Origin of the sequence: Sphingobacterium shayense, assembly GCF_013179575.1 — a bacterium.
Classification (GTDB): domain Bacteria; phylum Bacteroidota; class Bacteroidia; order Sphingobacteriales; family Sphingobacteriaceae; genus Sphingobacterium; species Sphingobacterium shayense.
The window spans coordinates 1-16,682 of record NZ_JABMCQ010000090.1; the positions used below are offsets into that span (position 1 = coordinate 1).

Consider the following 16,682-nt stretch of genomic DNA (forward strand, 5'->3'; position numbering starts at 1 on the left):
CCACCGTGAACGGCTGTCAATTGAATACTTACAGAAGCGCCACGGCATTCATTCCAATACTGCGACAATTACACCTAAGTTGGTTGTTGTTCATTGGACCGCGGTAATGTCTGTCGAAAAGACTTTAGGTGTTTTTGACCCGGTCGAGCTACCTGCGCGCCCGAAATTAAAAAAAGCCAGTGCATTAAATGTATCCTCACAATTTGTAATTGGGAGGGATGGTACAATTTTCCAGTTATTACCCGAAACAACTTTTGCTAGACACACTATCGGGCTAAATTATTGTGCGATCGGCATCGAGAATATCGGTTCCTCGCATTTTCCACTTACCCACGCTCAACTTGAGGCAAACACGGCACTCATTCAATATTTGATGACCAAATATCCAATAGAATTTGTGATAGGTCACCATGAATACCAGGCTTTTCGGAAAACTACGTGGTGGAAAGAGACAGATCCCGATTACTTAACGAATAAAACGGATCCCGGAGATGTTTTTATGAGTCAACTCCGTTTGAATTTAGGGGTAGAGGTCGATTTAGCGCAACTTATAGGTGATTAGTCAATTGTTTCTGTCCGCTATGTTCTTTCTTTTTGCATACTTTTTCGCTCTTCTGTTGCGAAAACCCAGATAAGCAAAAAAATTATGTGTTTTCATGCAATATTTACCAACTACTGTTGCAAAATATTGCACAATTCCCAAAAATAGTTTACTATTGTTTCGAGAAGACAATGAACATGCCTTTTTATGAATTAAAACTAACAATTCAATTATGAGAAAAACTTTACTACTCTCTGTAGCTTTGGGCTGCATGGTACAAACTTCCTTTGCAAGCAGCAACGCTGCAAGCGTGAGGAAATTGTATCCTGCATTGAACAAACGAGGAGTATTTAATCAAAATCAAATCTCTGGAACGGTTTCTTCGACGTCTGGTCCTATTGCGGGTGTTACAGTTACAGTGGTCGGTACCACTTCTGTTTCGCAGACTGATGAGAGCGGAACGTTTACTATTACGGCTGCAAAGGGAAGTACATTGCGGTTTTCTGCGATCGGCTATGTGTCGCAAGAGATTGTATCCTCGGGAAACCGTCTTTCTGTTGTCCTCGTAAGCGATGATCAGGCGATTGACGAGGTGATTGTTACTGCGATGGGAATCAAGCGCGAAAAGAAAGCGTTGGGGTACGCAGCACAAGATATAGGTTCTGCCGAACTTATGAAAAATAAAAGTCCGAATGTCATTAACTCGTTAGCGGGTAAAATTGCAGGGGTTAACGTGACACAAACCTCAGGGGCCGCGGGGGCGGGAAGTCAGATCATATTGCGGGGTGGAACGTCTTTAGAACGTGATAACCAACCCCTTTTTGTTGTTGATGGCGTAATCTATGACAATTCTACCGTGATCGGCGGTAATAGCGCTTTTGATGGTGCGCAAGCCACTGCGACTACAAATGCCAACCGTATTATGGATGTAAATCCGGAAGATATCGAAAATGTGTCGGTTTTGAAAGGACCAGCGGCAGCGGCACTTTATGGGTCTCGAGCTGCAGCAGGGGCAGTAATCATTACAACAAAGAAAGGTAAAGAAGGTCGCGCTGAAATCAGTTTTTCATCTCGAGCGTCGACAAATTGGGTGAATCGTTTGCCTGAACAGCAGAACAGGTTTAAGAGAGGCAAATATAATTCGGCGGGAGTGCTTGATACGTATACGACAGACTCATGGGGCGAAGAGTTTGCGTCAGGAGAGACGATGTATAACAATATTGAAGATTTCTTTCAAAACTCGAATTCCTTTGATAACAATGTGAGTTTGTCGGGAGGGAACAAGAATGGTTCTTTTTATCTTTCTGCATCTCGTTTTGACCAAAAGGGTATAGTGCCAACTACCGGGTTCGATAAAACCACATTCCGGTTCAATGGGGATCAGAAGTACGGAAAATTAACTGTCGGTGCAAATGTTGCGTATTCGCTTGCTAATACCGATAAGACACTCACCTCTTCAGGACTTTATGGTTCTGGGGGTACGGGCACAATGAATTCAACCTTTGGCTGGTCTCGTAGTGATGATATGGGCAAATACCTTAATGAAGACGGCTCTAAATACAGAATGTTTGAAGGATTGCAAGAGCTGAAGGACGATGTGGAAAATCCATATTGGATATTGAACAGAAATATTTTGGGCGATGAGACCGAGCGATTTACGGGTAATGTTAATGCGAACGTCGATTTGTTTGACTGGTGGAATATCTCTTATCGGTTGGGCACGGATAGTTATTTAACTAAAAATTCTACTATTATCGGTGAACAGGGGGCTGTAAAGGATATCTGGCAAAGTGGAATGATGTCTGAAAGTGATGTGAAATTCAATTATTGGTCTTCAAACTTGATGTCGAATTTCAATAAGAAAGTTGGCGATTTTGATCTTGGGGCATTGGTAGGTTTCTTTTCTGAACAGACAACAACGACGACTAATGGTCGCGTAGGTTATGATTTTGCGGTTGATAATTTCTACAGTTTCGAGAATATTATTGATGCTAACGAGCAGCTTCGAGTTGTGAACACGGATAAACGTTTGTTTGGTTTGTACGGGGAACTGCGAGCGTCTTACAAGGACTTATTGTTTCTAAATGTGACCGGACGTAACGATTGGACTTCGACGCTTCCGGTGGCAAATAGGTCTTACTTTTATCCATCAGTTGGAGGTAGTTTTGTGTTCACGGAACTTTTAAAAAATAATTCAAACTTCAGTTGGCTGAATTTTGGTAAACTTCGTGCATCTTGGGCCCGGGTTGGTAAAGACGCGAGCCCTTATGTTACTAATACTTATTTATGGCCGTCACGAGAGTTCCTCGGCGGAATTATTGGGACCGGAAATAATTGGCAAAAGGGAAATCCTGTGTTGAAGCCGGAAAATACAGATTCATTTGAGGTTGGTGCCGAACTACGTTTCTTCGGGGGACGGTTAGGAATTGATTACGCATACTATACCAATAATTCATATAACCAAATTCTATCGCCTAGAACAGGGCAATCTACTGGATACATTTTTATGTCTGTAAATGGAGGCGATATTTACAATAAAGGGATGGAGCTTTCCATAACGGGAAAGCCAATTGTTAAAGAAGGTCTCGTTTGGGAATCCAGTCTTAATATGTCTAGAAACAAAGGACGGGTTGATAACCTAATTCAAGGATTGGATGTTTTATATGTAACTGACGTGCAAGTCGGTAACGCTAAGGCAGCATCATTCAATGGCGGAGATTTTATGGCTATATCTGGTTCTAAATGGATCCGCTCCGATGATGGGTCGGTTGTGTTAGATGGCGATACAGGTATGCCGCTTAGCGATAATGCTACGACCTATGCTATTGGAAATCGTGAGCCGAAGTTATCCGGAGGTTTCAACAATAGTATTCAATATAAGAATTTAAACCTGTCGTTTTTATTTGATTTTAGAATTGGTGGAGATATCTATAACGGTACGGATTATTTCATGACAGTAAAAGGCATGAGCAAACGTTCGATGGAAAGGGATGTGCTTACCTTGGACGGCGTAGTGCAGTCTGGTGGCACTGCTGAAGATCCGAGTTATGAGAATAAATCGTTCACCTTTGAAGCAGATCAGATGTACGATATTAAAGGCGTATCGACAAGCGGGCGTAAGATTATTCAGGATTATTGGTCGGACTATTACGCGAGAGAGAGTGCTAATTTTATGACCAATACGAATTGGTTGCGCTTACGTTCAGTTTCGTTATCGTACAATTTCTCTGATGAATTATTAAGATCGGCAAGCCTATCCAAGGCAATTAAAGGATTGACAGCGACGTTTACAGGTACAAATTTATGGTTGTTAACAAATTATAAAGGGATGGACCCTGAAACTTCGGCTGCTGGATCCGGCGTTATTGGTTCAAGCTCTGTTGGAATCGACTACAATGGGGTGCCTGCTACTGCAGGTGTTTCATTTGGTCTGAATGTGAAATTTTAAATTCGTATAGCGATGAAAAGAATAAAAAATACCTTATATATAGTCTGTTTACTCCTGTCATTTACTTCCTGTAAGGAAAGTTGGCTTGACGTTAATGTTGATCCTAGTAACCCTTCTTCGGAAGTGGCAACAATTGATAGCCGTTTACCTTGGATTCAACACCACGTATTATATGCCGTGGGTACTGCTGGTGCACGAGCTGGTTATATAACACAACATTTGTCTTTTGTCAACAGTACATCTTACCAAAGTAGGACTGCGGGTTGGGATCCTATTGCTGGAGTTTCGACAACTCCTTATCAGTTTTTCTTTGTGGCAGCAGCTTCTAATCTTGGTGATTTAGAAAAACGTGCGCAAGAAGAGAAGGCTTACCATTATTTGGGAGCGGCAAAAGTGTTGAAAGCAATGGGGTATATGTTAATGACTGATTGGTATGGAGAGATGCCTTATACGGAGGCGGTTAGTGGCGATATTACTCCAAAGTTCGATGACGGTAAAACGATTTTTGAAGGGTGTTTAGCAGATATAGATTCGGCAATTGCTTATTTTAAAATGGAGCAACCGATCACAGCGGTTGCCTTGGCAGACGGGGATAGTTGGAATAATGGCGATATAAGTAAATGGCTGAAGTTATGTTATGGTTTAAAAGCACGTTGGTTAAATAATCTTTCAAAAAAATCGGATCGTTATAACCCAGATGCGATTCTTGCAGCTCTGGAAAACGGACCATTGTCAAACGGCGAAAGTACGGTTGTCAATCACGTGGATATCGCGACGGATAATACAGGAGATGTTCTGTTTGGTGATCCGTTGATGTCGTCTATTGCCTTTGATAATGTGGGGATGAATAGTAATATTCGAGTATCTAAATGGTATGAAGATATATTAACTAATTTTGCAAATTTCGGCGTGGAAGATCCTCGCGCGGACAAGTTAATTCCGTGGGCGGAATTTGGATTCCCTAAAAAGTTCGTTCGTTCCAAAGGGGTAGATATGGCGTCAGACATCCGAATGAATGCAGGACCGATCGCAACAGCTTATAATGCAACAGCTGCACCGATTACGAATAACGGTCGTACGATAGCACCATATACTTGGTATATCAACTCCGCGGATAAAGCACGCTGGGGGGATACTGTATATGTCTCTTTTCGTAGTAGCTCAATTGGCTATAATAAAGATGTAACAGACATTTATAAATGGGCAGACGGCACTGTTGCAGCTTCAGGTACATTTTATTCTCGTCCCGATGCACCGACACACCTTCTAGCTTTTCCTGAAATGTGTTTCATCAAGGCGGAGGTCCTGATGAAGAAAGGGGATAAGGTGGGCGCTTTTTCCGCATATAAAGAGGGGATTAAATCCCACATTGATTTAATGAATATAAAACTCGCTTCGTATGGTGAAGTAAACCCAAGTAAATCACCTATGCGTCAGGATAAAATTGATAACTTTCTAGAAAAAGGCATCGGTAACGCTGGCAACCTTACGATGGGTAAAATAATGACACAAAAGTTTATCGCGCTGTCTTTCTCACAACAAAACTGGAACGATATGCGTAGGCATGACTTTAGTTCTGAATCGTATTTGGGATGGAAAGTTCCATACGAGTATACAAAAACTGCACAAGCACAAACAAAAATTCCGCTCGGGAAGCATTTTCGAAGAATTATGCAGGTTTCTCATGAGATAAATTACAATGCGGAGAACTTTAAAGCATCGCATCCACACGCGGGAAGTGACGATATCTGGTCTTTCCCTGTTTGGTGGGACTCGCAAGATTAATATTTAGTAAATTCTCGAACAATTTGTTCGGGAATTTTTTATAAGTCGATTTTCTTGTTTATGTTTGTTTAACAATTAAAAATGCAGAAATATGAAAGTATATTTGTCGATATTGGCCCTCGTAGCCGTTGCATTAGGTTCTTGCAGTGCTGGAGGCACGGATAAATCGAAGAATAATGCACAATCCGTGTCTGAAGAGTCCACTGTAAAAATTGAAACCGCCGCAGATCAGCTTTCCCTATATTTGCCACTTTTGGAAGGTAAGAAAGTAGGTCTTATGGGGAACCAAACGTCTATTGTGGGGGAAGGGAAGGAACATCTAGTGGATGTTTTGATGCGTGAGAAAGTGGATTTACGTTTTGCCTTTGCACCGGAACATGGTTTCAGGGGTGAAGTGGAGCGTGGCGAGAAAGTAAGTAATGAAGTCGATGAGCAAACGGGGCTTCCCCTTTACACCCTTTATGGTGGAAACGACAAGCAGGATTCCATTGTTCAGTCAATCGATGTAATGATATTTGATTTGCAGGATGTAGGAGCGCGGTTTTATACGTATATCACTTCGTTGCACCGAGTGATGGAGCTCTGTGTAAAGCACAATAAAGAACTTATCGTATTAGATCGTCCCAACCCATGCGGTGATCAGGTGGACGGTCCGGTTCGTAAGGATGACAAATTTAAATCTAACGTTTCGTTTCATAAAATAGCGATGGTACACGGACTAACGGTTGGGGAGTTGGCTAAAATGATTAACGGCGAGGGTTGGTTAGATGGCGGCAAGGAGTGTAAGCTAACAGTCGTCCCAGTCAAAGGATGGGATCATAGTTTAATATATGAGCTTCCTGTTGTTCCTTCGCCTAGTCTGCCGAATCATCTGTCGGTACGGTTATATTCTTCTTTGTGTCTTTTTGAAGGTACCGATATTTCGGTGGGAAGAGGTACAGAGTGGCCCTTTCAGGTAGTAGGTCATAATGATCCTGTTTATGGTGATTTCGAGTTTATTCCAGGTGAAAAATCGGGAATGGTCAAGCATGTTGAAGGTAAAGGAGAAACAATGTATGGCCAAGATCTTCGTAGTTTGAACCCCGACAAGCAGAAGTTTACGCTGAAATATGTCATGGACTTTTATAACGCGATGCCTGACAAGAGTAAATTTTTTGCTCGTGCTGAGTTCTTTGATAAGTTGGCTGGTACCGATGAGCTAAGAAAGCAAATTCTCGCAGGCAAAACGGAAGATGAGATTCGTAAAAGCTGGCAAGAAGATTTGAAAGAATACAAAATTATGCGGGCTAAATATTTGCTTTATCCCGATTTCATGTAGATATTTTAACAAATTTAAAAACACGCATTTTGCGTGTTTTTTTTGTTTCGTTCCCTAAGCTGTTAAAAAACGCAACAATGTCTTTGATTTAACAATATTTTAACGATATTAGTGCGGTTTTTAGCATTAGTGTTTTCTAGTAGTGCAAAAACGCATAATACTATTTTATGGTACAATTATTAATTAAAACAAACTAACTAGCTATGAGAAAATCTTTATTGTTTTCTGTCGCTTTAGGATTGGTTGTCTCTACCGACGCGGTAGCCAAGACGGCGCTATTTGACATAGCTCATCTTGATGCGAGTCCAGCCCTCTTATCAGACAGAAACGTTCAAAATGCTGTTAAAGGAAAAGTGACAGGCGCAGAAGGTCCGATCGGTGGCGTTACTGTCACTGTGGTAGGAAGTTCTATTTCGACGAGTACCGATACCGAAGGTAATTTTAGTATTCAGGCACCCACGGGAGCAACGATACGTTTCAGCTATTTGGGATACCTTGATAAAGATGTCGTTGTGGTGGGTGACGTCCTGAATGTGACCCTAGAGGTCGGAGACACCACTTTGGATGAAGTAGTAGTAGTCGGATATGGGTCTCAGAAACGTTCGAATATCACGGGGTCGGTCTCTACTGTTGATGCCGAAAAGACGTTTGAAACGCGTCCGATTACTGATGCCGGTCGCGCCCTTCAAGGTGCTGTTTCCGGGTTATCTGTTTCGACACCTAGTGGCGATCTCGGTGGAGATCCTACAATCCGTTTAAGGGGAGTAAGTGGTTCTTTACAAACTTCCGGCGGGGCATCACCATTAATATTGGTGGATGGCGTCGAGGTACCTAGTCTCTCGATGATCAATCCAACGGATATTGAAACGATGAGTGTCGTTAAAGATGCGTCAGCAGCAATATACGGATCGCGAGCTGCATGGGGTGTTGTTTTGATTAAGACGAAATCCGGTAAAAGAAATACTAAGACGGCTATAAATTACTCCAATAATATTGCCCTACAGACACCTACAGAAACATTAAAAATTGCTGGCGCAGCGGAAGGGGCTCAGGCCGGATTATTAGCTTTTCAGCGTACGAATTCCTCAGCGATAGGGTATAATAATTTAGGTATCCGTTACGACGATTACGCGATAGAAAAGATGGCAGAATGGGAGCAGCTTTATGGTGGGCAAGATCTTGGTTTAGATATGGTTGAAGGTCGTGACTATGAGGTAAAAGACGGTTATTTGTATTTTCACAGAAACTGGGATGCCGAAGACATGTTTATTAAAGATTTGACCCCGCAGCAAAATCATAACCTAAATATCACAGGTGGATCTGACAAAATCAACTACAATGCGGGTTTCGGTATGGTATCGCAAAAAGGAGTATTGAAGGTTAACGAAGATAAATATAATCGCTATAATTTTAACTTAGGTGTGAATGCGGATATCACGGACTGGTTGACGGGATATGCAAAGGTTTTGTACTCTAGTTCAACAGTGAGCAAGCCATTTTCATTCAATGGTACAGTATATGAACCTTGGTTTTATTTATACCGTTGGCAGCGTAACTATCCTTATGGCACGATTGATGGTTTGCCAATGCGTAACGCAATTAACGATGTGCAGCAGGCGAATATGAATGAACGAAGGCTCAACATGGCACGTTTTACGTTCGGCGGAACAGCGACCTTAATGCCAGGGTTGACATTAGACGCAGATTACACCTATTCGCAGTTTAACAATAATTACGACGAAAACGGGGGTTCTGTATCGGGGTGGGATTTCTGGAATAAAACAGATTTTGAATATCTTACTTACACCGGTGCGACGTATGATCGTGCTCGAAAAGATCGCACGGTAACTGATAGACATGTAGGGAATCTGTATGCAACATACAATAAGAATTTTAATCTGCATAACTTAAAGGTTATGGCCGGAGCAAACGCCGAGCTGTATAAAGACGATATGGTATGGTCGCAACGGCTAGGTCTTTTGGATCAAAGCTTTCCACAACTTGGGTTGGCGACCGGTGCGATGACAGGTAGTTCTACTGCTTCACATTGGTCTACCTTAGGTTTCTTTGGACGTGTTAACTATGACTATGCGGATAAGTTTTTGGTAGAGGTACTTGCTCGTTACGACGGTTCTTCCCGTTTTAACTCTTCAAATGTCTGGGGATTCTTCCCTGCAGCTTCTCTTGGGTACGTGGTCTCCAAAGAAGAATTTATGGATTGGTCGAAACCTTATCTTGATTTCTTAAAAGTGAGAGCTTCATGGGGTAGCGTTGGTAACCAAACTGTACCAACGGGACTATACCTCTCGACATTGAGTCCAGTACCATCAGGATGGGTTATTGATGGCGTGAACCAAAACACAATGACTTCGCCTTCAATTGTTTCACAAGGACTAACTTGGGAGACCGTTACAACGAAAGAGATTGGTGTTGACGCGGCATTTTTCAATAATAAATTCAACGTTACTTTCAATAGATTCCGCAGGACGGTTTCTGATCTAATTACAGGAGGTGTGGTATTGCCGTCGAGTTTCGGAGCAACCTCCCCGCTGCGTAATTATGGTGAAATGCAAACAAATGGCTGGGAGCTGGAATTAGCCTACAATCATCAATTTGAGAACGGTTTAGGCATGCGACTGAGCGGGCAATTATCCGATTTCAAAGAGTCCATTACAAAATACGATGGTCAAGCACAGATTAATTCGTTAGGTGTATCAACTAATTACACGGGAAAAGTAATTGGGGAAATTTGGGGATACGAGACAGATCGCTTATTTCAACTTGATGATTTCACAGCGAATGCAGATGGTTCCTATACATTAAATAATGGGATTCCTTCGCAGTCATACTATGAGACAGCGACGTTCAAATACGGTCCTGGTGATATCAAATACAAAGATATCAATGGCGACGGTGTGATTGGCGTCGGCGACGGGACGGTAGAAAATTCCGGAGATATGAAACTTATAGGAAACTCAAATCCTCGCTATCAATATGGTTTCAGAGCGGATTTTGATTATAAGGGATTCGATTTAGGCTTCTTTATCCAAGGTGTAGGAAAACGTGATGTATGGGCGGGTGGAGCCACAACAGTTCCGGGATGGAGACCAGCAGAAGCGTGGTATGCTCATCAAATGGATTATTGGTCAGTAGACAACACAGATGCATTCTATTACCGTCCGACAGATCAAGCACAGAGTAATGCGTCGTTAAACCATATGCCACAAACAAGGTATCTTTTGGATATGTCATACGTACGATTGAAAAATTTGACGTTTGGCTATACACTTCCCGCAGCTGTAGTTGAACGCGCGAAACTTTCGAAGTTCCGTATTTTCTTTTCGGGAGAAAATTTGTTTGAATTGGATAACTTGAATGTTCCAATTGACCCTGAGACAGACTACACAGAAAATAATAAAAATGATAAGAACTCTTTCGGAAGATCGTATCCTTATCGTAGAACATATTCCTTGGGACTTCAATTAACTTTTTAGATATGAAACTATTTAAATATATAGCTATTGCAGGTGTTTTATCACTATCATCCTGCTCTAAAGACTTTTTAGGAGATGATTTTTTGACTAAGGATCCATTAGATCAGCTCACTGACCCTGCTTTTTGGGCTTCCGAAAATAATATCCGTACCTATACCTATGGCTTTTACTATTCCTATTTTAAAGGCTACGGGCAAGGATTCGGCTGGGGAAAATATTTTTCTGGGCAAGCATTAAATGATGATTTTGCACCGCAAACTCCGGCAGAGTTTATAATTAATGTTCCAACTTCAGGAGGAGGATGGTCGCCAGCCTTACCTGCAATCCAAGACCCCACGAAAACAACGTCGTATTATTCACGTATCCGTAAAGCAAACCATTTTATAGAGAGTGTGCCGAAATCTGAATTAGCGGAAGAGGTGCAAAACCATTGGTCGGGAATTGGTCGTTTTTTTCGTGGATTAGAGTACGCTAATTTTGTCAATGCTTTCGGAGATGTACCCTATATTGATCATGTTCTTTTGGAAGATGACCCTGATCTTTATAAGCCTAGGGACTCACGAATCCTAGTGATGGACAAGGTTTTGGAAGATTTTAAGTTTGCGGCTGAGCATGTTCGCGCAGTCGACGGGCCGAACCAGCAAGCTGTTAATAAATATGTTGTATTGGCGTACATGTCAAGAGTGTTCTTATTCGAGGGGACATGGTTAAAGTATCACAATGTTGATCAAACGAAAGCAAAAGAGTATTTAGAAGCATCTAAATGGGCGGCAGAGCAAATTATGGACGCTGGTGCATTTAATATATCTAATGATTACCGTGCATTGTTCACTTCCGAATCGTTAAAAGGAAATTCTGAGATCATCATGTTCAAGGAATATGTCGAAGGGATTCTTCAGCATAGTTTAATGTCGTATAATAATTTAGAATCGCAGTCTGGGATGTCGAAGAACGCAGTCGATTCTTATTTATTGTCGGACGGACTTCCGATTGGGCTGTCTGGAAGATATGTCGGTGATAAAACAGTTAAGGACGCTTTGACTAATAGAGATGGTCGGATGCTCCAAACAGTTGTTCCACAAATACGATTAATGAATATTGTTTCTAACTATTCTTCTTCTGGATATTCGTCACATAAATTTCTAAACGAGAGTCTAAAGGACGCCGTGACCGGGTCTGGTCAATTGAATATTACTGATGCGCCAATAATTCGTTATGGCGAGGTCTTGATGAACTATGCGGAAGCAACTGCAGAGCTAGGGACATTGACTACTGAAGATCTTAACAAGTCCATTAATTTGCTGCGTAAACGTCAAGGTGTGGGTATGCCCGCCTTAGAAGTTATTGGCGGGAATCCTGCTGTTAATGGTAAAGTATACGATGATCCGGCTCGTGATGCAACCGTATCGAGCCTTATTTGGGAAATCAGACGTGAACGCAGAACAGAGTTGATGTTTGAAGGTTTCCGTCTTGATGATCTGCGTCGTTGGAAGAAACTGGAGTATGCAGACACTGACAAAAATCCAACAATTAATAGAGGAGCTTATATCGTAAAAGCAGATTATAACGAGAGTACGTTAAAAGGAATTTATATCGATGGCACGTCGGCAGGTTATATTATACCATCGAACTCTAATAAAAGGACGGTGTCGGAAAAATATTATCTCGATCCCATTCCATTAGATCAAATTTCGTTGTACAAACAAAACGGTGTTGACTTGGAACAAAATTTCGGATGGTAAAATGTTTTGATTAAGATTTCGAGATAATTGGGATTTCGAGTCAAGGTCATGTTACATGGTTGACTGTACTAATTAAATAAAGAACACGCATTTATGCGTGTTTTTTATTTAAACAGGTTTAAACATTGATAAAACCTCATAACCATTTGGATTTCAGTAAAAGTTAATTATATTAGTGCATGTTTTCGCGTTGTTCGTCATTACTCTCGAATCAATGGGTGAACTGAATTATGAAATAGTAGCCAGTACTAACTAATTAACTTAATTTATTATGAGAAAATCATTACTATTTTCTTTGGCTTTAGGAATGGTATTTTCTACCCAGCATGAATATGCACATGCTGTCGGAAGAGATGCTTTTTTTAGAGCAGCGCTTTCACTGAGCGACTCGCTTAGTCAAGACGCAGTACGAGGAGTTGTTTCCAATACGAACGGTCCCCTTCGCGGGGTTACTGTTAGCGTTGTTGGATCGTCTACCTCTACACAGACCGATGTCGCCGGGCGATTTTCAATCTCAGCGCCGCGTGGAAGTACTCTACGCTTTTCCAGCGTTGGTTACAAAACTATCTCGATGCCCGTAAATTCCGGTGTTGTTAACGTTACGCTTCAGGCGACCGAGGGCACGCTAGAGGAGGTTCTAGTTACCGCGGAATTCGGGATGAAACGTACCAGTCGCGCAATTGGTTCCTCAGTGCAGCAAATCGACGGCGCAACAATTTCCGAATCGGGTCGTGAATCCTTTATTTCCGCGCTCGCGGGCCGAGTTCCAGGGTTAAACGTGACCTCAACGAGTGGATCCCCTGGCGCCTCCACGACCGTGGTTTTACGAAACATTACGTCGATATCAGGGAATAATCAACCGCTATATGTCGTAGATGGTGTGCCTATGAATAATTCCACCTTCGATCCATTAGGGGGAATGGCCGGAAGCGGATCAGACACTTATTCAGTCCGTAATTTAGATTTTGCTTCGCGGGGAAACGATTTCAACCCAGAGGATATCGAATCACTAACGGTTTTAAAAGGAGCGGCAGCGGCGGCGCTCTACGGATCGGATGCGTCAAATGGAGCTATCATCATTACGACCAAAAAAGGGCGCGCTGGTAAAGGGAGGGTTAATTACAGTAATTATTTTAAGTGGGAGAATCCTTATGGTTACCCAGACATGCAAACTAAATATGCAAACGGAAACTTTGGAACTACGAATTATTATTACACCTCCAAGTTCGGAGGCCTGTATCCAGAAGGGATTCAACAATATGATAACATCTCCTCAATCTTACAAACGGGATTTTCACAAAGGCATAATGCCTCCGTTGAGGCAGGGTCCGAGAAGGCAACTATACGAGCGAGCTTCTCATTTCTAGATCAGGACGGCGTAGTAAAAACAACGGGGTTTGATCGAACAAATTTAAGTTTAGCGGGGCAAGCTCAGGTAACCGATTGGCTGAAATTCGAAGGATCAGTTCAATATACCAAGACGGGAAACAGTAAGGTGTTAAGAGGTACCGATGGCCCCTTATATCGTGCTATGTTATGGCCAATGGTCGATAATATGGCGAATTATTTAGCGGAAGATGGGAGTCATATGAAGATTCCTGATTATTACCTGGATGAGGATTTACTTAATCCATTATTCGCTTTAAACAAAAATAAGTTTTATGATAAGTCTGACCGAGTGCTGAGTAATGTAGCATTGAACTTTACGCCAGTTAAAAACGCGTTTTTTCGAGCGCAGGTAGGCTGGGATGTCGGGATGCAAACTTATGAGACATCGAATCACCCTTATTATGCGAATAGAAATGCAGGTATCGGAGAATACAATTTAGTGCAATCAAATTTTTCTGATCCAACCATCAATCTAATCGCTGGTTATAATAATAAGTTTTTTGAGGATAAATTTTCGTTCTCAGGCCAACTGGGCTATCACCAGGTTGAAAATGCTATTACTCGGTCGGCAGCCAATGGAAACGGATTTATTGTGCCTGATTTTCAATCGATAAATAATACGGATCCAGAGACGCAAACTTCATCACAACGTAATACCAAAAGAAGGATTCAGGCGATTTCTGCGCAAATGGAGTTTGGCTATAATAACATTGCATTTATTACTTTAAGAGGTCGTAATGACTGGTCGTCAACCTTGCCAGTAAATAACAACCGGTACTTTTATCCGGCGATCGAAGGCTCCTTTATAGTGTCTGATCTTCCTTTTATGAAAAATGTCCCGGTGATCAATTATTTTAAAATTCGAGGATCAATAGCGCAAGTTGGGAAGGATGCTGGGCCGCTTGAAATTGATCCGCAACTGGAACCAACGGAATTATCTGGAGGGGGATTTAAGTATGGGTTCACAGGTCCAAATCCAAATCTGCGCCCAGAAATGACCACCGCGCATGAAGCGGGATTAGATTTACGGTTGTTTAACGACCGCGTGAATGCTAGTTTCAGTTATTTCACCACAAAGAATGATGATCAGATTGTGAAAGGGTTTCGCTTGAGTTATGCGACAGGTTTTGTCCTAAACAACATGAATGTCGGCGCGTTTAAAACCAAAGGTTGGGAGGCTTACATAGACGCTGATATTGTTAAAAAACCAAATGGTTTAACGTGGAACGTTGGTCTGAATGCTTCGAGGGGAACTTCTAATGTGGAATACTTGCCAGAGAATGTTACCGAATATTATAATGCGTACACCTGGAACTCGGGGAATATCCGTAACGGCATCATGGTTAATCATCCGATTACGACCCTGACTGGTTTGGCATACGAGCGTAATGACGCAGGAGACATACTTATTAGTCCTACGACCGGACTTCCTGTAGTGAGTTCAAAATGGTCTGTCATTGGCGATCGTGAACCTAAACTTCGTTTTGGTGCTACGACAGCCTTAAGCTATAAGAATATGCGCCTATCTGCTCTATTTGCAGGGCGATTAGGAGCGACCGTCGTAAATGGGACTAAGCGCACTATGATGCAAAATGGAACAAGTTGGGAGTCGGTTGACCTGCGAGAGAGTGGGCCTTTTGTGTTTGACGGTGTTTTGCGTGACGGTAACGAGAATAGTGAAAATCCCACTAAAAACAATGTTTCTGTGGACTATAGGATATACGGCGCTACCATTTTCACTGGATTTGATGAAGATTGGCTGGAGAAGGACGTCAATTATGTGCGTCTACAAGAATTACGCTTTTCGTACCGGCTTCCAAGCTCCTTCTTGAGTAGATCCAAGGTGATTTCGGGAATGGATGTCTACGTGGTTGGCAATGACCTGCTTACCTGGACAAATTATTCGGGTATCGATGCTGTGGGGAATACGGTTTCTGCCGCAGCTGGAGGTACCGGAGGAGAAGGATACGACGTATGGTCCTTGCCAAACCCTCGCGGTTTTTCGGTGGGATTAAGTTTAACATTGAACTAAAGATATAAAAAGCCATGAAAAGGATTTTAATATATGTATTTCCATTATTTCTGCTGCTGACAGGGTGCGAGAAATATTTAGATGTGAATAAGAATATTGATGCGCCAGCCGAAGTTGATGGGTACCTTTATTTAGCGAACATTACGCAACAATATAACGGTATATATTTAGATATTCGTGCGATAGCACCAATGACCCAGATGATGGGAACCAACGTAGCAGCTTATGTGAGTTTTGCTGGTCATTATTTTCCGGAGGGAAGTGATGCTGGTGGGGAAGTATGGCGAATGGCCTACTGGAACCAAGGAATGAATTTGGAGAATATGATCAACCAGTCTATCGCTGCTGAAGAGTGGACCCTAGCAGGTATTGGCTACGCCATGAAAGCTTTCAGTTGGGATCTGATGACCAAGATTCACGGAGAACTTCCAATGGAGGATGCTTTTGTTCCTGAATTATTGTCGCATGATTATGATTATCAAAAAGATATTTACCCGCAGGTTCGTGAATGGGCCAGGACGGCGATCGAACTGCTCGAACGCCAAGATGATCATGCCTATGGGAGCAAGATAAGCGACAATGATTTCATTTATAGGGGCGATAAGGAAAAGTGGATTAAGTTTGCTTATGCGATAATCGTAAGGAATCTAGCGTCACTTTCCAATAAATCTGATTTTACTTCCGCTTACGCTCAGGAACTGATCGAAGCTGCCGGTAAGTCCTTTCAGAGTCCTGCTGACGACGCTACAGTGACCATAAATGGGGGATCGCAATCTGCACCCTATATAGGCTATAATAACTTCTGGGGAACGGCGCGCGCTAACCTCACGTATAATTATTTTCAACATGAGTGGGCTGTTCAAGTGATGACTGGGACAGTTCCGGTGTATGATCCTGCTACCGGCGATAAAATTCCAACAGATGGTAACCCCT

At 42.2% G+C, this 16,682-nt stretch carries 8 protein-coding genes; all 8 read left to right on the forward strand.

The window, feature by feature from the left end; genetic code table 11:
• On the forward strand, positions 1-562 hold a 562-nt coding region (locus HP439_RS11575), incomplete at its 5' end, for an N-acetylmuramoyl-L-alanine amidase (RefSeq protein ID WP_172390498.1).
• Positions 563-773: 211 nt separating this feature from the next.
• Positions 774-3,989 (forward strand): SusC/RagA family TonB-linked outer membrane protein, encoded by a 3,216-nt coding sequence (locus HP439_RS11580; RefSeq protein WP_172390499.1) that lies wholly within the window; start codon positions 774-776, stop codon positions 3,987-3,989.
• A gap of 12 nt (positions 3,990-4,001) precedes the next feature.
• On the forward strand, positions 4,002-5,774 hold the full coding sequence (locus tag HP439_RS11585) for a SusD/RagB family nutrient-binding outer membrane lipoprotein (RefSeq protein WP_172390500.1): 1,773 nt from the start codon (positions 4,002-4,004) through the stop codon (positions 5,772-5,774).
• A gap of 91 nt (positions 5,775-5,865) precedes the next feature.
• Positions 5,866-7,092: an exo-beta-N-acetylmuramidase NamZ family protein gene (locus tag HP439_RS11590; protein WP_172390501.1), complete on the forward strand. Its 1,227-nt coding sequence runs from the start codon at positions 5,866-5,868 to the stop codon at positions 7,090-7,092.
• Positions 7,093-7,295: 203 nt separating this feature from the next.
• Entirely contained in the window at positions 7,296-10,586 is a 3,291-nt protein-coding gene (locus HP439_RS11595; RefSeq protein ID WP_172390502.1) for a SusC/RagA family TonB-linked outer membrane protein, read from the forward strand.
• Between the two features lie 2 nt (positions 10,587-10,588).
• Complete coding sequence (locus tag HP439_RS11600) at positions 10,589-12,328, forward strand: RagB/SusD family nutrient uptake outer membrane protein (protein WP_172390503.1); 1,740 nt, start codon at positions 10,589-10,591, stop codon at positions 12,326-12,328.
• 271 nt (positions 12,329-12,599) lie between these two features.
• Positions 12,600-15,749, forward strand: coding sequence for a SusC/RagA family TonB-linked outer membrane protein (locus tag HP439_RS11605; protein ID WP_216657833.1), 3,150 nt, complete (start codon positions 12,600-12,602; stop codon positions 15,747-15,749).
• 14 nt (positions 15,750-15,763) lie between these two features.
• The coding region (locus HP439_RS11610; RefSeq protein WP_172390504.1) for a SusD/RagB family nutrient-binding outer membrane lipoprotein at positions 15,764-16,682 on the forward strand (919 nt) is incomplete at its 3' end.